The sequence below is a fragment of the Erwinia aphidicola genome (assembly GCF_024169515.1).
In the GTDB taxonomy this organism is placed as follows: Bacteria; Pseudomonadota; Gammaproteobacteria; order Enterobacterales; family Enterobacteriaceae; genus Erwinia; species Erwinia aphidicola.
Genome location: NZ_JAMKCQ010000001.1, coordinates 747,062 through 766,800 on the forward strand (window position 1 = coordinate 747,062; position 19,739 = coordinate 766,800).

13 protein-coding genes and 3 tRNA genes are annotated in these 19,739 nt (G+C 59.3%); 6 read left to right on the forward strand and 10 right to left on the reverse strand.

Annotated elements, in window-relative coordinates; all coding sequences use genetic code 11:
• Positions 1–57: 57 nt before the first annotated feature.
• From rlmM to J2Y91_RS03410, 4 genes are all read right to left on the reverse strand, one after another.
• A complete protein-coding gene (gene rlmM, locus J2Y91_RS03395) occupies positions 58–1,158 on the reverse strand; it encodes a 23S rRNA (cytidine(2498)-2'-O)-methyltransferase RlmM (protein ID WP_253537295.1) in 1,101 nt (366 codons plus the stop codon).
• Entirely contained in the window at positions 1,151–1,546 is a 396-nt protein-coding gene (locus J2Y91_RS03400; RefSeq protein ID WP_048917154.1) for a DUF423 domain-containing protein, read from the reverse strand. Before J2Y91_RS03400 ends, rlmM begins: the two co-directional genes overlap by 8 nt.
• Positions 1,547–1,624: 78 nt before the next feature.
• Positions 1,625–2,542: a transcriptional regulator GcvA gene (locus tag J2Y91_RS03405; protein WP_048917155.1), complete on the reverse strand. Its 918-nt coding sequence runs from the start codon at positions 2,540–2,542 to the stop codon at positions 1,625–1,627.
• A 347-nt stretch (positions 2,543–2,889) separates the two neighbouring features.
• On the reverse strand, positions 2,890–3,114 hold the full coding sequence (locus J2Y91_RS03410) for a YgdI/YgdR family lipoprotein (protein WP_048917156.1): 225 nt from the start codon (positions 3,112–3,114) through the stop codon (positions 2,890–2,892).
• A 155-nt stretch (positions 3,115–3,269) separates the two neighbouring features.
• Between J2Y91_RS03410 and csdA the strand changes: the two genes are divergently transcribed.
• Both csdA and csdE read left to right on the forward strand, forming a co-directional pair.
• Positions 3,270–4,475 carry a cysteine desulfurase CsdA gene (gene csdA / locus J2Y91_RS03415; RefSeq protein ID WP_253537298.1) on the forward strand — a complete coding sequence of 402 codons (1,206 nt, stop codon included), beginning with the start codon at positions 3,270–3,272 and terminating at the stop codon, positions 4,473–4,475.
• 2 nt (positions 4,476–4,477) lie between these two features.
• Positions 4,478–4,915: a cysteine desulfurase sulfur acceptor subunit CsdE gene (gene csdE, locus J2Y91_RS03420; RefSeq protein ID WP_133625017.1), complete on the forward strand. Its 438-nt coding sequence runs from the start codon at positions 4,478–4,480 to the stop codon at positions 4,913–4,915.
• 181 nt (positions 4,916–5,096) lie between these two features.
• Here csdE and tcdA read toward each other — a convergent pair whose 3' ends face one another.
• On the reverse strand, positions 5,097–5,900 hold the full coding sequence (gene tcdA, locus J2Y91_RS03425; RefSeq protein ID WP_133622865.1) for a tRNA cyclic N6-threonylcarbamoyladenosine(37) synthase TcdA: 804 nt from the start codon (positions 5,898–5,900) through the stop codon (positions 5,097–5,099).
• A 49-nt stretch (positions 5,901–5,949) separates the two neighbouring features.
• Positions 5,950–7,092, reverse strand: coding sequence for a murein transglycosylase A (gene mltA / locus J2Y91_RS03430; protein WP_133622864.1), 1,143 nt, complete (start codon positions 7,090–7,092; stop codon positions 5,950–5,952).
• 202 nt (positions 7,093–7,294) lie between these two features.
• On the opposite strand from mltA, the gene J2Y91_RS03435 reads away from it, so the two are divergent.
• From J2Y91_RS03435 to J2Y91_RS03445, 3 genes are all read left to right on the forward strand, one after another.
• Positions 7,295–7,371, forward strand: a tRNA-Met gene (locus J2Y91_RS03435).
• A 68-nt stretch (positions 7,372–7,439) separates the two neighbouring features.
• Positions 7,440–7,516 (forward strand) — tRNA-Met (locus J2Y91_RS03440).
• 43 nt (positions 7,517–7,559) lie between these two features.
• Positions 7,560–7,636, forward strand: a tRNA-Met gene (locus J2Y91_RS03445).
• 84 nt (positions 7,637–7,720) lie between these two features.
• Here J2Y91_RS03445 and amiC read toward each other — a convergent pair.
• On the reverse strand, positions 7,721–8,968 hold the full coding sequence (gene amiC / locus J2Y91_RS03450; protein ID WP_253537301.1) for an N-acetylmuramoyl-L-alanine amidase AmiC: 1,248 nt from the start codon (positions 8,966–8,968) through the stop codon (positions 7,721–7,723).
• 213 nt (positions 8,969–9,181) lie between these two features.
• Between amiC and argA the strand changes: the two genes are divergently transcribed.
• A complete protein-coding gene (gene argA, locus J2Y91_RS03455) occupies positions 9,182–10,555 on the forward strand; it encodes an amino-acid N-acetyltransferase (protein WP_253537319.1) in 1,374 nt (457 codons plus the stop codon).
• A gap of 859 nt (positions 10,556–11,414) precedes the next feature.
• On the opposite strand, the gene recD is transcribed toward argA, so the two are convergent.
• From recD to ptrA, 3 genes are read right to left on the reverse strand one after another with little or no spacing between them, the layout of a single operon-like run.
• Positions 11,415–13,253 (reverse strand): exodeoxyribonuclease V subunit alpha, encoded by a 1,839-nt coding sequence (gene recD / locus J2Y91_RS03460; protein WP_048917163.1) that lies wholly within the window; start codon positions 13,251–13,253, stop codon positions 11,415–11,417.
• Entirely contained in the window at positions 13,250–16,786 is a 3,537-nt protein-coding gene (gene recB / locus J2Y91_RS03465) for an exodeoxyribonuclease V subunit beta (RefSeq protein WP_133622862.1), read from the reverse strand. Before recB ends, recD begins: the two co-directional genes overlap by 4 nt.
• Positions 16,783–19,668 (reverse strand): pitrilysin, encoded by a 2,886-nt coding sequence (ptrA, locus tag J2Y91_RS03470; RefSeq protein WP_133622861.1) that lies wholly within the window; start codon positions 19,666–19,668, stop codon positions 16,783–16,785. Before ptrA ends, recB begins: the two co-directional genes overlap by 4 nt.
• Positions 19,669–19,739: the final 71 nt, after the last annotated feature.

Here is a 19,739-nt window from a genome sequence, read left to right on the forward strand (position 1 = left end):
CAGTAGGGGCCGCTCATCTTTTTTGATCGGCCCGCGCGCGATTGACGATGGTAAAAATTAACGCTCGTCGCGGCGGCCCGGCGTGGCGGCCCAGATACGGCGAATATGCACCGTCACTTCTTCGCGATCGTGGTACAGCTGACGCGCCTGGATCTGCGCGTTAATGCCGTTTTCCACCAGCTTCTCGTGGATCATCTGCAGATTCTGCGACACTTCCTCATAACGCTTCTTCATCGGCAGTTTGAGGTTAAAGATCGCCTCACGGCACCAGCCGTTCACCAGCCAGTCCGCCATCAGATTCGCCACGCGCACCGGTTTTTCCACCATGTCGCACACCACCCAATAGTTATTGCTGCGCGTCGGGCGGTACTTAAAGCCGTCCTCACGCTGGTGGAATACCTGCCCGGTATCCATCAGGCTCGGCGCCATCGGGCCGTTATCCACGGCGTTCACCATCATGCTGCGCTGCACCAGCTGATAGGTCCAGCCGCCCGGGCAGGCCCCCAGGTCCACCGCCCACATCCCGCTTGCCAGGCGCTCATCCCACTCATCGGCAGGGATAAAGACGTGGAAAGCCTCTTCCAGCTTAAGCGTGGAGCGGCTTGGCGCATCGGAGGGAAACTTCAGGCGCGGGATGCCCATAAACAGCGGCGAGTTGTTGCCCGGCAGCGAGTAACCCACATAGCAGCAGCCCGAAGCGATAAAGAACACGTGGATCACCGGACGCTTGTTGCTCTCATAGTTCAGCAGAATATTCGCTTTACGCAGGCTGGCGCGCAGCGGCACGGTGAACTTGCGGCAGAATTTCAGCAGCTCTTTGCTGGCATTGGTGTCGGGCACCTCTACGCGCAGCTCGCCGCCCTTCTCTACTGCGCCGGTCAGCATCCCCACGACCGGCGTAATGCGGTCCTCGCTCGACAAATCGCGCAGCAGCTCGCCGACCACCATCATCTGGCGGGAGAAGATCAGCTCGCTAAACGGCAGTGAGGCCAGCAGCTTCTCGGCTTCCCCCTGCTGATAGCACTCAAACAGCACATAGGCAGAGTCATCTTTCACGCGGGCAAAACCGAAAATCTCGCGCTCGGCGGCCTTAGCGGTGATCTCCGCCGCGCACTCTTTCTCAAAACCCTGACGGCAATACAGTAAAATCTTATTCATGGCGATCTGCCCTTTTTTTCAGACGCAGCGCGCCAACCAACATCAAAATCCAACCGATCAGGAAGCAGGTGCCTCCGATCGGCGTAACATACACCCAAATTTTCAGGTGCGACAGCGCCAGACAGTAAAGACTGCCGCTGAATAACACCGTGCCCAGCGCCAGAAACGCGCTGCTCCAGTAGAACCAGATATCGGCGCGGCGCAGCATGGCCGCAGCCAAACCCAGTACCGCAAGAGTATGAAACGCCTGGTAATCCAGCCCGGTTTTCATCCAGGCCATTTCAGCGCTACCCAGCGACCGGCTCAATACGTGGGCGCCAAAAGCCCCCAGCGCCACATAGAAAAATCCACTGATGGCGACGAAAATCAGCATTGCACGACTGGACATAACAACATCCTCTGAGAACACGGAGCGCGCTCCGTGGTGCTTAATTACTGCCCGGCGGTATCGGCGCGCCAGGCGGGTTTATTGTTCATAACGAAAGCGGAATTTTTCCTGTTCGCTTGCGGCTTTCGCAAGGATCCACTGCCGGAAGGCGGCTATTTTACCCAGTTCTGCCTGACTGTCATGACAAACCAGATAAAAAGCATTTTTACTGACCAGCACATCGTTAAACGGGCAGACCAGACGCCCCGCTTCTATCTCACTCTGCGCCATCACGTTATTGGCCAGCGCCACGCCCTGGCCGTGGATCGCCGCCTGCAGCACCATCGCGCTGTGGCTGAATATCGGCCCCTGCTGCACATTGATACTGCCCAGCCCGAGCTGACGCGTATACGCCTGCCAGTCACGGCGTGAAGCATCGTGCAGCAGCGTATGATTGGCCAGCCCGGCCGGGGAGGTCAGCGGGCGCTCGCCGGTTAGCAGCAGTGGGGAACAGACCGGCAGCAGATATTCCGCATACAGTTTTTCCACCCGCAGCCCCGGCCAGTTACCGCGCCCGTAGAAAATCGCCACATCGACATCATCAGCCAGCTTCTCCTCATCGCGGTCGACGGCGGAGATACGCACGTCGATACCCGGATAAGCTGAGTTAAAGCTGGTTAGCCTCGGTACCAGCCACTGAATAGCAAAACTCGGCAGCAAACTGACGGTGAGCGCGCCTTTGGCACTGCGCGCCTGCAGTTTGCGCGTGGCGTCGTTCAGCGCGGTAAAAATCTCTTTGATATCGAGGTAATAGCTCTGCCCCTCTTCGGTCAGCAGCAGCGAGCGATTGCGTCGGCGAAACAGCTTCAGGCCGAGGAAATCCTCCAGCGACTTGATCTGGTGGCTGACGGCGGCCTGGGTGACAAACAGTTCCTCAGCCGCTTTCGTGAAGCTGAGGTGACGCGCTGCGGCATCAAAAACGCGCAGGGCATTCAGCGGTGGTAAACGTTTAGACATGGTAGATGGGTGCTTTTCGCTCAAGGCCGGGTACAGCTCTGACAGTCAGAGTGACGTATTAGTTTTTTTTATCCGAGCCATTATAATTTGTCCGTTGAGGAACTACCAGCAAATACCTATAGTTGCGCCACTTCCTGAGCCGGAACGAAAAGTGCATTGAAATTACGGGTTAACTCGCGGAATTTTGAGGGGCTTTTGGCTTGTGGTCGTGATGTTGTGTTTGCAATTGACCTGACGATTTTCGGGTCTGGTAGCTGAGCTACCTTTTATTCCTGTAGATTTACCCTGTCTGTCCAAGTGATTTTAATAGCACCGCTTAGCGCGGTGCTTTTTTTTGCCTGTCGCTATTACTGGTTGGTCTCAACCATCTCTTTCACGTCAGAACGGTTGATCTGCTGCTTGTTGCCGTTGGCATCTTTGTAGCTGATCATGCCCGTATCGTTGTCGACCACTGGCTTACCATCGGATACGATAGTGCGACCATCATTGGTATGCATAACATAGTTGCTTGAACACGCGGCCAGAGTAAAGGTCATGGCACAGGCTGCAATAACTGCGGCTAATTTTTTCATTTTTATATCTCCATGCTGAGAGTGAAACTACCTGCATACGTTGCTCTTAATGACAGGTAATCGTTTAAACTTTACTTGAATTAGCATAACGCGCTTTGCCGTCTTTGCCAGAAAAGTACATAAATTTCAGCCTGGTCCTAAATTACGAGAAACAGATGACGTCATTTAACCCGCTGCACTTTCGCCAGCAGTTTCCCGCGCTGGGCGATGCCGGATGTTACCTGGACAGTGCCGCTACCGCGCTAAAACCGCTGGCGGTGATCGAAGCCACCGAGCAGTTTTATCGCCTGAGCGCCGGGACGGTTCACCGCAGTCAGTTCGCGGCCGCGCAGCAGCTCACCGCGCGCTATGAAGACGCGCGCAGTCAGGTGGCAAGGCTGCTGAATGCCTGTGATAGCAGCAACATCGTCTGGACCAAAGGCACCACCGAGGCCATTAACCTGGTCGCGCAAAGCTATCTGCGTCCGCGCCTGCAGCCGGGGGATGAGATCCTGGTTAGCGAAGCCGAGCACCACGCCAATCTGGTGCCGTGGCTGATGGTGGCTGAGCAAACCGGGGCCAAAGTGGTGAAGTGGCCGATTGGCGCCGACCGCCTGCCGGATCTCAGCCTGCTACCCGCACTGCTCAATGACCGCACCCGCCTGCTGGCTGTCGGTCAGATGTCGAACGTGACCGGCGGCTGTCCGGACCTGCAGCAGATTATTGCACTGGCCCATGCGTGCGGTGCAAAAGTGATGGTCGACGGCGCCCAGGGCGTGGTGCACTGCCCGCAGGATGTACAGGCGCTCAATATTGATTTCTATGCGTTTTCTGGACATAAGCTGTATGGACCAATGGGCATCGGCGCGCTGTACGGCAGGGCGGACCTGCTGGCAGAGATGGCGCCGTGGCAGGGCGGCGGCAAGATGCTGAGCCGCGTCGACTTTAACGGTTTCACCCCGCAGGCAGTGCCGTGGTGCTTCGAGGCAGGCACGCCAAACGTTGCCGGCGTCATTGGCCTGAGCGCCGCGCTGGAGTGGCTGAGCGGCGTTGATATTGCCGCCGCCGAGCGCTGGAGCTGCGACCTTGCCGACCTTGCTGAAGCGCGGCTCGCTGCCCTGCCCGGCTTCCAAAGCTACCGCTGCGGCAACGCCAGCCTGCTGGCGTTTGATATCGCCGGTATTCATCACAGCGACGTTGTGACGCTGCTGGCGGAGAGCGGCATCGCCCTGCGCGCCGGTCAGCACTGTGCGCAACCGCTGCTGGCTGCGCTCGGCGTCAGCGGGACACTGCGCGCCTCCTTCGCCCCCTATAACACGCTGGAAGATGTGGACGCGCTGGCCGCGGCGATGACCACCGCTTTGGCGCTACTGGCTGATTAATGATGAATTCATCCCCGATCGCCCCGCACCCGTTTGGCACAGCGATAACTGCCGACTCGCTACTGACGCAGTTCGCCAGCTTTCGCCAGTGGGAGGATCGCTATCGCCAGCTGATCCTGCTGGGCAAGAAACTGCCGGCCCTGCCGGAGGCGCTGAAAACGGCGGACATTGAGCTGAGCGGCTGTGAAAACCGCGTCTGGCTTGGCTATCAGCAGCTAGAAAATGGGCAGATGCACTTTTACGGCGACAGCGAAGGGCGCATTGTGCGCGGGCTGTTAGCCGTACTGCTGTGTGCGGTAGAGGGAAAAACTGCCGCCGAGATCCGGGGATCGGACCCGCTGGCGCTGTTTGACGGGCTGGGATTGAAAGATCAGCTGAGCGCCTCGCGCAGCGCGGGGCTGCAGGCGCTGGCCGATGCGGTGCGGCGCGCAGTGGCCTGACGGGCCGACCGAAAAAGAGGGTCGGCCCCTACAAAAAGTGCCACTTGCTAACGGTAGGGGTCGGCCCCTACAAAAAGTGCCACATGCTAACGGTAGGGGTCGACCGCTTTTCTGGTCGACCCGAGCAAACAGAGGCCGACCTAACAAGCGGGTCGGCCAGTGCAGTTGCCCCGAATCCGCGTTACGCCTGGCGTGCCGCCTTCGCCATCATCTTCTTCAATACGTGCGACACCGCGACAAAGCCAAAGGTGGCGGTTACCATGGTTGCCGCACCAAAACCTGCGGCGCAGTCCATGCGTTTTGGCCCCTCAGCGGTGCTGCGTGACGCGCATACCGAGCCATCCGGCTGCGGGTACATCAGCGCCTCGGTTGAGAACACGCAGTCAATGCCCAGCTTACCCTTGCTGCTTTTGACGATGTTAAAATCGTTTTTCAGCCGCTCGCGCAGCTTCGCCGCCAGCGGATCCTGAATCGTTTTTGCCAGATCGGCGACCTGGATCTGCGTGGGATCAATCTGCCCGCCCGCCCCGCCGGTGGTCACCAGCGGCATCTTATTGCGACGGCACCACGCCAGCAGCGCCGCTTTCGGGCGCACGCTGTCGATAGCGTCGATCACATAGCTGTAGCCCTGGCTCATCAGCTCTGCGGTATTGTCCGGCGTAATAAAGTCATCAATGCAGGTGACGCGGCAATCCGGATTAATTTCGCGGATCCGCTGCGCCATCACCTCGGTTTTCGCCTGCCCGACGTTATCTTTCAGCGCATGGATCTGCCGGTTAGTATTAGTGACGCAGACATCATCCATGTCGATCAGGGTGATCGCCCCAATTCCGGTACGCGCCAGCGCTTCCGCCGCCCACGACCCCACGCCGCCAATCCCCACCACGCAGACATGCGCGTCGGCAAACAGCTGTAGCGCAGACTGACCATATAGACGCGCCGTACCGCCAAAGCGCTGCCGCCAGGCGTCTGAAAGAACCATCATGGATTAATTCCTTAAAAGCAGCGGGCCGCAGCAAGCGGCCCGTCGGGGTTTACTGACTGACCAGTAATGACCCCTGAGAAGAACTGTTCTGTGCCGATGAGAATAGCGGCTGGCCCGCGCCCGGTGCGGCTTTTAAAACCCACACGCGGCCGTAGTGATTAAACCATCCGGCCATATGACCGGCGTCCGGGCCGATGCCCTGGTAAATATCAAAATGCTGGCCCTTGATTGCGCCGCCGACGTCCAGCGACACCATCATGCGCATCTCATATTTTCCGGTAAATTTACCGTTGTTGTCCAGTAAAGGAACTTCTGCCAGCAGCGCCGTTCCCGGTGGGATCAGCGAACGGTCAGAAGCTACCGAGGCTTTTGCCACCAGCGGCACCGCACTTGCCCCACGTACTGGCGCAAACGTTTCGGGCTTGAAGAACACAAAGGATGGGTTCTGCTCCAGCAGTTCGCGCACCTCTTCCGGGCTGTGCGTTTCACCCCAGTGGCGAATCGCCTGCATCGACATATCTTCACGCTTCACTTCACCGCGGTCGATCAGCACTTTGCCGATGCTGCGATAGGCATGGCCGTTTTTCCCGCCGTAGCCGAAGAAGGTCAGCGGGCGCCCGTCGCCGTAGTCAACGTAGCCGCTGCCCTGCACATCCATGATAAAGTTATCCATCAGTGAGTTGCTGTAACCCACGATATAGCGTTCACCCAGCGCACCGCTGTAGATATCTGCACGGCTTGGCAGGCGGCCACGTTTTGGCGGCATGCGGTAAAGCGGATACTGGAACTCACCCTGGCGGGTATATCGTGCTTCAATCACCGGCGTGTAGTACCCGGTAAACTGCACGTTGCCATAGTTGTCGGTGCCTTCCATCTGATAAGCATCCAGTCCGAACTGGCGCAGCTGGCGCGTATCGCCCCCGGCCATCAGCCAGCTCTCAATCGCGCTGTAGGTGCCCGACTGGCGCGAATACATGCCCGATGAATATGAACGGATCTGCCCCACCTGGTCGGCAAAGTCTCTGCCATTAACCGGGCGGCCTTTAGCGTTAGGCTGGTTGACCAGCCCGAGCGGCTGATCCAGTTTCCCGTCTTTATACTGTTGCCCACGATCGGTGGGTTTTGACGAACAGCCCGCCAGCAGTGCCAGCAGCGTGCCGGTCACCAGATATTTCGCCCAACGTCCTTTCATGCCTTGTTTACCTTTATACGGGAACCCTGGGCGAAGATAGCAAAGGCGTGGTCAGATTTAAACGTGCCGCCGGAAAAAGTACGCATTTGTGCAACAATTCAGCAGCTGGGTTAAAAAATGAGTTATAAGCACGATTTTACCCACTTATCCGCAAAAAGGGGTTGCAACAAAACCCATCAGGCGTATAGTGCGCTTCCACGGACGCGGGATGGAGCAGCCTGGTAGCTCGTCGGGCTCATAACCCGAAGGTCGTCGGTTCAAATCCGGCTCCCGCAACCAATTCACTAGCAGCTTAGTGAAGCAGCAGTAAAAGATAGTGTCGTGATGGAAGCGACAAACCACGCGGACGCGGGATGGAGCAGCCTGGTAGCTCGTCGGGCTCATAACCCGAAGGTCGTCGGTTCAAATCCGGCTCCCGCAACCAATTTTGTCTCGTGGTGAGAAGTAGAGTTAAAGCGTCAATCGGACGCGGGATGGAGCAGCCTGGTAGCTCGTCGGGCTCATAACCCGAAGGTCGTCGGTTCAAATCCGGCTCCCGCAACCAATTAAGCACCCTTAAGGGTGTTTTTTTGTATCTGAAATTTGTCCCCTTACCCAATATCCCGGCAGAATCCTTTCCGCCCGCTGACTATTTATGCGGTGCCAGTGACGCGCCGTTGGCAAAGTAGGCTTTTATCCCCGCCAGAATCGAATCTGCCACCTGATGCTGAAAACGCGTGGTGCGCAGCTTGCGCTCCTCTTCAACATTGCTGATAAAAGCCGTCTCAACCAGAATTGACGGGATATCCGGCGCTTTCAATACCGCGAACCCAGCCTGATCAACGCTGCGCTTGTGCAGATGGTTAATCTTCCCCATGCGCGAAAGCACCTCTTTACCAAACTTCAGGCTGTCGTTGATGGTCAGGCTCTGCACCATATCAAACATGGTGTGGTCGAGATAACGGTCGCCGCTCATGCTGACGCCGCCGATCAGATCCGATTCATTCTGCGTCTGAGCGAGGAAACGCGCAGCGGTGCTGGTTGCCCCTTTAGTCGACAGGGCAAAGACCGAAGAGCCCCGCGCCGCGCGGCTGGTGAAGGCATCGGCATGAATCGACACAAACAGATCGGCGCGCTGCTTGCGTGCTTTGGCCACCCTCACCTTCAGCGGGATAAACACATCTTCATTACGCGTCATATAAGCGCGCATATTCGGCTGCTTGTCGATAAGCTGCTTCAGGCGGCGGCCGATTTTCAGCACCACATCTTTTTCCCGCGTCTTATGCTTACCAATCGCGCCGGAATCTTCCCCGCCGTGGCCAGGGTCGATCATTATCACAATTGGCCGGTCTCTCCCTGCTTTGCCCGGCAGCGCGGCCTCCGCTGGCTGGCTACGTTCCAGATCCCCCTGGTTGTAATCTTTCAGCAACGCGAGCAGCGGATCATCATCCTGCGGCCGGTCCCGCGCCGGGTAGAGATCGAGCACCAGACGGTTTTTAATCCCGGCGACCGGATCGAGGGTGAACACGCGCGGGCTGACGTTCTGTTTTAGCTCCAGCACCAGCCGCACGGTGTTGCGATCAAACTGACCCACGCGCGCATTTTTAATGTAGGGGTCATCCTGGCGTACCAGATTGGCGACGCCGTTAAGCACGTGGTTAAGATGAATATTTTCAATATCCACCACCACGCGGTCAGGGTTGCTCAGCGCAAACTGCTTATATTTCAGGGCGGTATTCGACTCAATGGTCAGGCGCGAATAGGTTGAGGAAGGCCAGATGCGGATGGCCACCACGTGACTGCTGGCCGCCCAGCCTACCCGGCTAACGCTGAGTAAACAGACAGCCCCGGCGCCCTGTAGAAATCGCCGCCGGTTAAGCGAAGTTGAATCGGTCATGCCACTCCAGATGCTGTAATTTGTCTAATAAAAAGCCAATAAAGAAAATTTTGCAAAAACTTTAACGAATCCACCAGGCAGTGTCACCCCGAAAAAGCGAATAAATGCAGTATATTAGACTGTGGGAAATGCGCGAGCGGGTGATAAGTAAGGATAAAAGTCACTTGCACCCAGGACGAGAAAAGAATAAAAATACACTTTTATCGAATAATAATGCAAAGAGGGTTTGCCGTGAAGGAACGTAGTACCGAGCTGGTTCAGGGATTTCGCCATACCGTTCCCTACATCAATGCCCACCGTGGTAAAACGTTTGTCATTATGCTGGGTGGTGAAGCCATCGAGCACGAGAACTTCTCCGGCATCATTAATGATATCGGCCTGCTGCACAGCCTCGGCATCCGTCTGGTGGTGGTGTACGGCGCCCGCCCGCAGATCGACGCCAGCCTTGCCGAGCGCAATCTGGAACCGCTCTACCATAAACACACCCGCGTCACGGACGCTCAGTCGCTGGAGCTGGTGAAGCAGGCCGCAGGCCGTCTGCAGCTGGATATCACCGCCCGCCTGTCGATGAGCCTCAACAATACCCCTTTGCAGGGCGCGCATATTAATGTCGTCAGCGGTAACTTTATTATCGCCCAGCCGCTCGGCGTCGATGACGGCGTGGATTACTGCCACAGCGGGCGTATTCGCCGCATTGATGAAGAGGCGATCCATCGTCAGCTCGACAGCGGCGCTATCGTGCTGATGGGTCCGGTGGCGGTCTCGGTGACCGGCGAAAGTTTTAACCTGACCTCAGAAGAGGTGGCGACGCAGCTGGCGATTAAGCTCAAGGCCGAGAAGATGATCGGCTTCTGCTCCGAGCAGGGGGTGACCAACCGCGATGGCGTGATTGTCTCCGAGCTGTTCCCCAACGAGGCGCAAAAGCGCATTGAAGAGCTGGAGAGCGATGAGGATTATCACTCCGGCACGGTACGCTTCCTGCGCGGTGCGGTGAAGGCCTGCCGCAGCGGCGTGCGCCGCAGCCACCTGATCAGCTATCAGGAGGATGGCGCCCTGTTACAGGAGCTGTTCTCCCGCGACGGTATCGGTACCCAGATTGTCATGGAGAGCGCCGAGCAGATCCGTCGCGCCACCATTAACGATATCGGCGGCATTCTGGAGCTGATCCGCCCGCTGGAGCAGCAGGGTATTCTGGTGCGCCGCTCGCGTGAACAGCTGGAGATGGAGATCGACAAGTTCACCATCATTGAACGCGACAACCTGACCATCGGCTGTGCGGCGCTCTATCCGTTCCCGGAAGAGCAGATTGGCGAGATGGCCTGCGTGGCGGTTCACCCGGATTATCGCAGCTCTTCACGCGGCGAAGCGCTGCTGGAGCGCGTAGCGCTGCAGGCACGGCAGATGGGGCTGAAGAAGCTGTTCGTATTGACCACCCGCAGCATTCACTGGTTCCAGGAGCGCGGTTTTATGCCGGTGGACGTCGAGCTGCTGCCGGAGAGCAAAAAAGAGATGTATAACTATCAGCGCCGTTCAAAAGTGCTGATGGTCGACCTGCGCGAAGCCAGCGTGCATACCCGGCAGAGTTAATCCCGCACCGCGCGATTACCCGTAGGGGGCGACCCTCGGGCGGACCCAAATAGCGGTCCGCCCCTACAAAAAACCTGCAGCACCGAATATCCTGAAGTGAATCGTAGGGGTCGATCATTTTTTCTGGTCGACCCTCGGGCGGCCCCAAACAGCGGTCCGCCCCTACAAAAAACCTGCAGCACCGAATATCCTGAAGTGAATCGTAGGGGTCGACCCTCTTTTCCGGTCGACCCTCGGGCGGACCCAAACAGCGGTCCGCCCCTACAAAAAAACCTTCAGCAGCCGAATATCCTGAAGTAAACCGTAGGGGTCGACCATTCTTTCCGGTCGACCCTCGGGCGGACCCAAACAGCGGTCCGCCCCTAAAAAAAACCTGCAGCATCGAATATCCTGAAGTGAACTGTAGGGGTCGACCATTTTTTCCGGTCGACCCTCGGGCGGACCCAAACAGCGGTCCGCCCCTACAAAAAAACCTTCAGCAGCCGAATATCCTGAAGTAAACCGTAGGGGTCGACCATTTTTTCCGGTCGACCCTCGGGCGGACCCAAACAGCGGTCCGCCCCTAAAAAAAACCTGCAGCATCGAATATCCTGAAGTGAACTGTAGGGGTCGACCATTTTTTCCGGTCGACCCTCGGGCGGACCCAAACAGCGGTCCGCCCCTACAAAAAACCTGCAGCACCGAATATCCTGAAGTGAACTGTAGGGGTCGACCATTTTTTCCGGTCGACCCTCGGGCGGCCCCAAACAGCGGTCCGCCCCTACAAAAAACCTGCAGCACCGAATATCCTGAAGTGAATCGTAGGGGTCGACCATTTTTTCCGGTCGACCCTCGGGCGGACCCAAACAGCGCTCCGCCCCTACGCAATCGTCAGGCGCTCTACTAATCCACTCCGGCGCCGGGTGCGCATTTTCACCGCACTGCTAAATACCGCTTTATCGGCGTACAGCGTCAGCTGCTGTTTGGCGCGGGTAATCGCGGTGTAGACCAGCTCCCGCGTTAATACCGGCATTACCTGGTTTGGCAGCACCATCAGCGTGTGCTCAAACTCCGATCCCTGGGATTTATGCACCGTCATCGCAAAGGCCGTATCGTGCGGCGGCAGGCGACTGGGCTGCACCGCTTTAATCGTGCCGTCCGGCAGCGGGAAAAACACCTTTAGCTGCTGCTCGTCATCCAGCATCGCAATACCAATATCGCCATTAAACAGCCCCAGCGCGCGGTCGTTACGGGCGATCATCACCGGCCGCCCGGCATACCATTTGCCGTACAGCGCCACATTACGGCGGATAAGTCCGGCGGCACGCAGCACCTGCTCAATGCGCTCATTCAACCCCGCCACGCCAAATGGCCCCTCGCGCAGCGCGCACAGCAGCTGGAAGCGGCTGAAGGCCGACAGCACCTCCGCAGGTGATGCTCCGCTCTTCAGCCGCATCAGATAGTCACGATAGCCCGCCACGCACTCATTCAGCAGCTGCTGATAGTCTTCGCTGCTGCTGAGCGCGTGACGCTTGATATCGCTAAAGCCCTGGGCAAAGACCTGCTCCACCCGCTTCACCTCACCGGCATTCACCGCCAGTGCCAGCTGGCCAATCCCTGAAGACTCCGTGAAGCGGTAGCTTTTGCGCAGCAGGCAGAGAGCATCGCGCACCTGGGGCGCATCAGCATCGTCCCGCCCTGCCACTTCACAGCCGGTAAGGCGCGACAGTTCGGCGGCACGCTGCACGCTGTAGCCAGACTCGGCACAGCGGCAGATATCGCCCAGCACAGCACCGGCTTCCACCGAGGCCAGCTGGTCACGATCGCCGAGGAATATCACCCGGGCCTGCGGCGGCAGCGCGGCGATCAGGCTGGCCAGCATCGGCAGATCGACCATCGAGGCTTCATCCACCACCAGCACGTCGAGGTGCAGCGGGTTCGCCGCGTGATAGCGCATCCGCTGGCTGCCGGGCAGCGCGCCCAGCAGCCGGTGCAGCGTGGTCGCCTCCTGCGGAAAGCTTTTCAGCACCGCAGCATCCAGCTGCAGGCTCTGCAGAGTTTTGCCCAGCGACTCCGTCAGGCGCGCCGCCGCTTTACCGGTCGGTGCCGCCAGCTCAATGCGTGGCGTACCCGGCGACAGTTCGATCAGGCTGGCTAGCAGCTTCGCCACCGTCGTGGTTTTGCCCGTGCCAGGGCCACCGGAAATCACCGCCACCTGCCGCGTGAGCGCCACCGCCGCGGCTATCTTCTGCCAGTCATCAGGCTGCTGACCAAAGTAGCGGTCCAGCGTCAGACGAATAAGCGCCTCTTCCCGCACCTGCGGGATCGGCTGGCGCTGAATAAACTGCGCCACTTCGCCTTCGCTCTGCCACATGCGGTGCAGATAGAGACGCTGCTGGTGCAGCACCAGCGGCGTTGCCGCGCTGCCGTCGCTGACCGCCGGCTGCGCCAGCAGCAGCGTTGACCAGTCGTCCGGTGCGCCCGCCGCCTGCCACAGCGCCTGCGCCAGCTCAGGGTGACGCCCGGCGAAAAAGGCTTCCGGCTGCAGCTGGTCCAGCGGCAGGCAGACGTGCCCCTCTCCCGCATCGCGGCTGACCAGCGCCGCCGCCAGCATCAGCGCGGGCTGCTGCTCAGTTGCCACCATCCGGGCAAACTGCACGTCGAGCGCGCGCAGCAGGCGCAGGCTCTGCGCCTGTTTCAGTAATTCAGCCAGCGTCATACGCCGCTCTCCGCTTGTTTGGCAAACAGCTGGTCGAGCGCCTCGACAAACTCCGGCGCGGGCCGCGTGCTGTAAATGCCATTGCTGGCATCGGTGCCGTCCAGGCCGCGCAGAAACAGATAGATCACCCCTCCAAAGTGCTGCTGGTAGTCATAGTCCGCCAGGCGGTGGCGCAGATAACGGTGCAGCGCGAGGGTGTAGAGCTGATACTGCAGATCATAGCGGTGCGACTGCATCGCCTGCGCCATTGCCTGCTGGGTATAGGCGCTGCTGTCTTCACCCAGCCAGTTGGATTTGTAGTCCAGCAGGTAATATTTCCCCTGCCAGCAGAACACCAGGTCGATAAAGCCTTTCAGCATGCCCTGCACCTGATAGAAATCCAGCGGCGGGCAGCCCGCCGACAGCGGGTCCTGACGTACCAGCGCGTCGAGCGCTTCTGCTTTTAGCAGGCGTTCAATCGGCAGGTAGAATTGTAACTCCACCCGGCGCGCATCGGCGGGCAGCTGGTGAAGCGAGACACCGCTGTCGTTAAGCGGCGTCTGTAAAATGCGCGTAATCCACTCGCGCACCACCGGCAGCCAGGCTTCATCCAGCCCCTGCCCGCTCAGCTGCTGCATCAGCCACGCATCGTCAACGGCTTCAGTGAACTCCAGCGTTTCAAACAGGCCGTGCAGGAAGGTGCCAGGCGCGGCACCGCGCGGAAAGGTGTGCGGCGTCAGCTGCGGCAGCCGCTCGGCGCTGGCTTCGCCGGCGGCATCCACATCGAGCCGCGGCAGCAGGTCCAGTGCCGTCGGCTGCCCGTGCTGCTGCAGGCCGGAGTAGCTGGTGACGCGCCAGTCATCGCGCAGCGTCCGCGCCATCTGCAGGCTGCTGAGGCTTTGCTCCTCCTCCCGCTGCGGCTGCCACGGCGCGTCATCAGGCTCGCCCGGCTCCAGCAGTGACGTGGCTTCGCTTTGCAGCGCGAGCAGAGCAGTGCGCAAGCCCGCGGCATCAGCCGCTTCCCCCTGCTGCACCAGATAGCCCAGCGCGCTGCGGTGCAGATCGCTGTTGCCCTCTTTTTTACGGTTGCCTTTGATCAGCGGCGCAATGCCGACGCTGCAGTGATACACCGAACGGGTCAGCGCCACGTAAAGCAGGCGCAGATCCTCCGCCAGCCGCTCCTGCTCCGCCAGCTCCACACTCTCTTCACCCTGCTGCAGATCGAGCAGTGCTTCAAAGGTCTGACGGTCGTGATAGACGCCGTTATCCGCCTCGCGGTAGTTCGCCACAAACGGCAGCCACACCAGCGGATACTGCAGCCCTTTAGATTTATGGATGGTCACTATCTGCACCAGGTGGCGGTCGCTCTCCAGCCGCAGCTGCTGATTGGCCACCGCGCTGTCCGGCTGCTCAAGCTGTTGTGCCAGCCAGCGCACCAGCGCATGCTCGCTGTCCAGAGTGGCAGCAGCCTCCTGCAGCAGTTCACCAAGATGCAGCAGATCGGTCAGGCGACGCTCGCCGCCATCGGAGGCCAGCAGATTCTCTGCCATCTGACGCTGCACCATCAGCTCGCGCAGCATCGGCAGCACGCCACGTTTCAGCCAGCGCTGGCGATATCCGGCAAACTCATCCACCAGCGCATCCCAGGCGCGCTCGTCGCGACTCAGGGCATCCAGCGCCAGGGCATCAAGCCCAAACAAACTGCTGGCCAGCGCGCTGCGTAACACTCTCTCCTGCTCCGGTGCCAGCACCGCCTGCAGCAGCCACAGCATCTCGCGCGCTTCCGGGGTGGTAAACACGCTGTCGCGATTGGAGAGATATACCGACGGGATATTCAGGCCGTTTAACGCCTCGCGCATCACCGAAGCTTCGCTGCGGCTGCGCACCAGAATAGTGATATCCGAAGCCTGCACCGGGCGCTGCTTATCGGCTTTACCAATCAGCGCTTTACCCAGCTGGCCGGCGCTGAGCCAGCGACAGATCTGCGCTGCACACTGGCGGGCCATAAACTGTTGGTAATCACTTACCCCCACGCCTTCCCCCGGCTGCAGCCAGAACTGCAATGCGGGCTGCGGCTGGCCATCGAGCCTAAAGCTTAAGGTCTGGTTCGGCTGCGCCGCGGCGACGGTGATAAAGGGGATTTCGCTGAACAGGAACGGATTGTTCTGGCGTAAAAACAGCTGGTTAACGCCGTCCACCATTGCCGGTGAAGAGCGCCAGTTTGTTTCCAGCGTGTAGTGGGCGCTAACTTCGGCGCGCGCCTTCATATAGGTAAAAATGTCCGCACCGCGGAAGGCGTAGATCGCCTGCTTCGGGTCGCCAATCAGCAGCAGAGCGCTGTCGGGCTGGCGCACGTACAGCGTCTGGAAAATGCGGTACTGCTGCGGGTCGGTATCCTGGAACTCATCGATCAGCGCGACCGGATAGCGCTGCCGAATAGCCGCCGCCAGTGCCGCACCGCCCGGCTGCTGCAGGGCGGCATCAAAGCGCCCCAGCAGGTCGTCGAAGCCCAGCTGCGCATGCAGGCGTTTCTCCTGTTGGGTGACAAAACGCACCTCGTGCAGCGCGCGGGCAATCACCAGGTCACGCAGCGATAGCGGCTCGGCAAGGAAGGCATCGATCTGGTCAAACAGCGCATGGCGCGGCGGTTCACCCTTTTTCGTTTTATCCAGCAGCACGCGCTGGCCGAAGCGCTCAAGATCTTTCGGCACCTCGTAATCTTCCGTTGCCTGCTGCGCCCACTGGCTGATTTTTTCCAGCCAGTTAGGTAAGTGCTTACTGTTGTAGCTACGCCGGTCAACGCCGGAGGCTTCCAGCAGCGCCAGCAGATCGCCCGCCGCCAGCCACGCCTGTTTCAGCGCGTCGATCTGCGCAATGATTTTCGCGTGGCGCTGCTCCAGCGTCTCGTCAGGATGCGGCGCTGACTTCAGCGCGGGCGCTTCGCCCCCCAGCCACGGTGACAGGGTCTTCAGCAGCTGCTCCGGGCCCGCCCACAGCTGGCGCACCACTCTGGCCACCGCCAGCGGTAGCGGGTAGCAGTGGCGGCGCCAGAAGTCAGCAGTCGCCCGGCGGCGCAGCGGGGTTTCATCTTCTATCAGCTGCTGTTCGAACAGCATACCGGACTCGAACGCGTTGAGATTCAGCATGCGCTGGCAGAAGCCGTGAATGGTAAAAATCCCCGCTTCATCCATCTGTCGCTCCGCCGCCAGCAGCATGGAGGCCGCCCAGTCGCGATCGGGCAGTTCTGCCATCAGTGCGGAGAGCATCGGGTTGCGGCTCTCGCCGCGCACGCAGGCGATGCGCAACTCGTGAATATTGGCGCGAATACGCCCGCGCAGCTCGGCGGTAGCCGCTTCGGTAAAGGTCACCACCAGGATCTCTTCGACCGACAGCGGGCGGCTGAATGCCGCCTCGCCGCCCAGGCCGAGCAGCAGGCGCAGATAAAGCAGCCCGATGGTGAAGGTCTTACCGGTCCCTGCTGAGGCTTCAATCAGCCGCTCACCGTGCAGCGGCAGAGTTAACGGTTCAAGCCGCTCAGGCCTCCGTTGGCTCATGGCGTATCCTGGCTCACCGGCAGCGACTGTTGCAGCGTGGAGAGGTCTTTCCACGTGGTCCAGCCCTTCTCTTTGGCATAGTCGGCTTTACCATGGTGGCTGCCGGAAATCTGCGACAGCAGCGCCAGCCCGGTCGGTGCCATCACCGCCTGATGGAAGAAGTCAGCCACCGACTGCGGCGTCAGCGCCTGGATCTGAGCAATCACTTTCTCGCGGGTATCGAACTTGTAGTTCTCGCGGTCAAAGTCTTTGCTAAAGCGCCCTGCTTCTTCATCCAGCGTCTGCGGACGCTGCTTCAGTTCGTTGATCATCGCGGCCTGATACTGGGCAAAGTCCGCTTTGCTCATCTCACGCAGGCGTTTTTCCGCCGTGGGGTAGAAGGCTTTAAAGCGGCTCAGCAGGAAGGCAGGCTGCTTGACGTTGCTCTGCAGCAGGAAGCCAATGCCCCACTGGCGGCCGACCGGCATCTGGAAGGCAAACACCGCATAGCCCAGCTGCTCTTCAGTGCGCAGCTGATTGTAGAACCACGGCTGGATAATCTGGCTCAGCATCGCGCTGCTGGCCATGCTCTGATACTCCTCAAAGCCGACCGGGACGTAGACCGCTGCCAGCGCCGAGTCGGTGCTGCTGCCCGCCTCCTGCAGGTTAGCCAGCGTTGGCTTCGTGATGGTGACGTGCTCACTGTGCCACCACTCATGGCCTTCACAGTTGAGCTGGGTTTTCACCTCGGTGGCCAGACTGCGCACCGCATCCGGGGTCATATTGCCGACCACCATTAGCTCCGGCGCAGACTGCTCCAGCAGCATTTTGCGATAGTCCATCAGCTGTTGCAGGCTGATGGTTGCCACCAGCTTGCGGCGCTCGCTGCGCTGGGTGTAAGGCAGTTGGGAAAGCAGCTGCGCAGGCTGGATAGCCAGCTCAAAGGCTTTGCCTTTGTCTGCCGCATCCAGGCGTTCCAGATACCAGGATTTCGCCTGTTCCAGCTGCGCCTGAGTCGGCGTGAAGCTGGTGTAACCCTTCAGCAGCTGGCTCATCAGCTTCGGCAAGCGCTGGGTAAAGCCGGTAGCGCTGAAGGTCACGCCGTCGTCTTCGCTGGTGGAGAAGCTAATGCCGCCCACCGACGCCTGCGAGCTCAGTTCATCCAGCGCGACGCCCGCCAGGTAGTCATTCAGCGCAAACATCACCTGGTTCTGTGCCGTGCTCATCGCAGCCTTGTTACGCAGCGCAAGGGTGATATTGGCCTTCGGCTCGTCCGCGTAATACTGGCTTGGCATATAGAACACCCGCAGCCCCTGCTGATTCATCAGCTCTTGCGGACGCGCATAAGCCTTATCGGCCTTGATCAGGCTGAAATCATCGGGGATATACGGGTTAAGCACCGGCAGCGACAGTGTGATTTTATCGCTTTCCACCTGCCAGTCCTTAAAGCGCTGGGCGCTGATTTTGTCGACCTGATAGGGGGCATCAACAAAGTAGGCGGTTTTATTGTGCGGCTCTTTGGGGCTGATAAACCAGATGCGCGCGTTTTCCGGCGTCATGCCGTCCAGCCGGGCTCCGATCGCTTGCGCATCGTAGTCATCGGCGATATACGGGGCCACCAGCGTATCGGCGACCGGAACGCGCAGCATGGTGTCCACCAGCCATTCTATGTAGTCCATATCGCGGGTGATCGACGGGTAGCGGAAATCGAGATCCAGCACGTGCGCCACTTCATCAAAGTAGCGCTTATCAATCCCCTCGGTGCGCAGCTGGTTGAGGTAGCTGAATACCGCCGCAATCACCTCATCGCGATTCGCCTGGCCTTTATCGGTCAGCGAAATCGCAATCGAGAATACACCACCGTTACGGTCGATAACCGGATCGGCCCCGGCACTGATCGAATCGGCCAGGCCCTGGTTTTGCAGCCAGTCTGACAGCGTGTTTTTGCTGCGGTTGCCAATCAGATAGCCAATCAGCGTGTCGGTTTTACTGCGGAATTTATCGCTGTTGTTATCAATGCGGAATTCGATTTTCAGCTGCTTGCGCGGCTGGGCCGGCACGTAGTGAATGATGATGCCTTTTTGCTTATCGGTCACCACCGGCACGCTAATATCGGGTACCGTGGCATGGTGGTTGGCGACACGGCCAAAGGTCGCCGCAGCAATTTTTTGCAGCTCTGGCAGCGGCTGATTGCCGTAGATCACCGCCTTCATCAGGTTGGCGGAGTAGTAGCGATGATAAAACGCGGTCAGCGCATCGTGCAGCTTGCTGCCGGGCTTGTCGCGCAGGGTTTCCAGATTACCGCCGGAGAAGCGTGAACTCGGGTGCTCGGGGTTGAGCGTTTCCGCACCAACCTGCGCCATCCGCAGCCCGTCACGCGAACGCGCCATCGTTAGCTCGGCGTTAACCGCATGGCGTTCACGGTCGGCATTCACCGGGTCGAGCAGCGGTTCGGCGATGGCGTCGGCCAGGCGATCGACAGCGGGCTGCAGCGCATCGTTTTCCACTTCCAGGTAGAACGCGGTGCGGTAAGACGCGGTGCTGGCGTTGTGGCTGCCGCCATGTTTTTTGAGGAATTCAGCAAGGTTATCCGGCTGCGGATAGCGTTTTGACCCCATCAGCACCATATGTTCCAGATAGTGCGCCAGCCCAAGCTGGTCGGTGGGGTTTTCCAGCGAACCCACCGGCAGCGTCAGCGCCGCCAGCGATTTAGTGGCTTGCGCATCGGAAACCAGCAGCACGGTCATGCCATTGTCTAACTTGATGGCCTGGTACTGGCGAGGATCCTTCTCACTTTTGCGGATAGTTTCAGTAATCGGTTGCCAGCCATCCTGCGCCTGAACCAGCGGGGCGAACAACGTGACGGAAACAAAACAAGCTAACCAGACTGCATAACGACGCATTCAAACTCCTCAACGGGCTGTTATTCTCCGGCTTCCTGCCGGTTGAATATCGGCTTACAGATTTCAGCGCA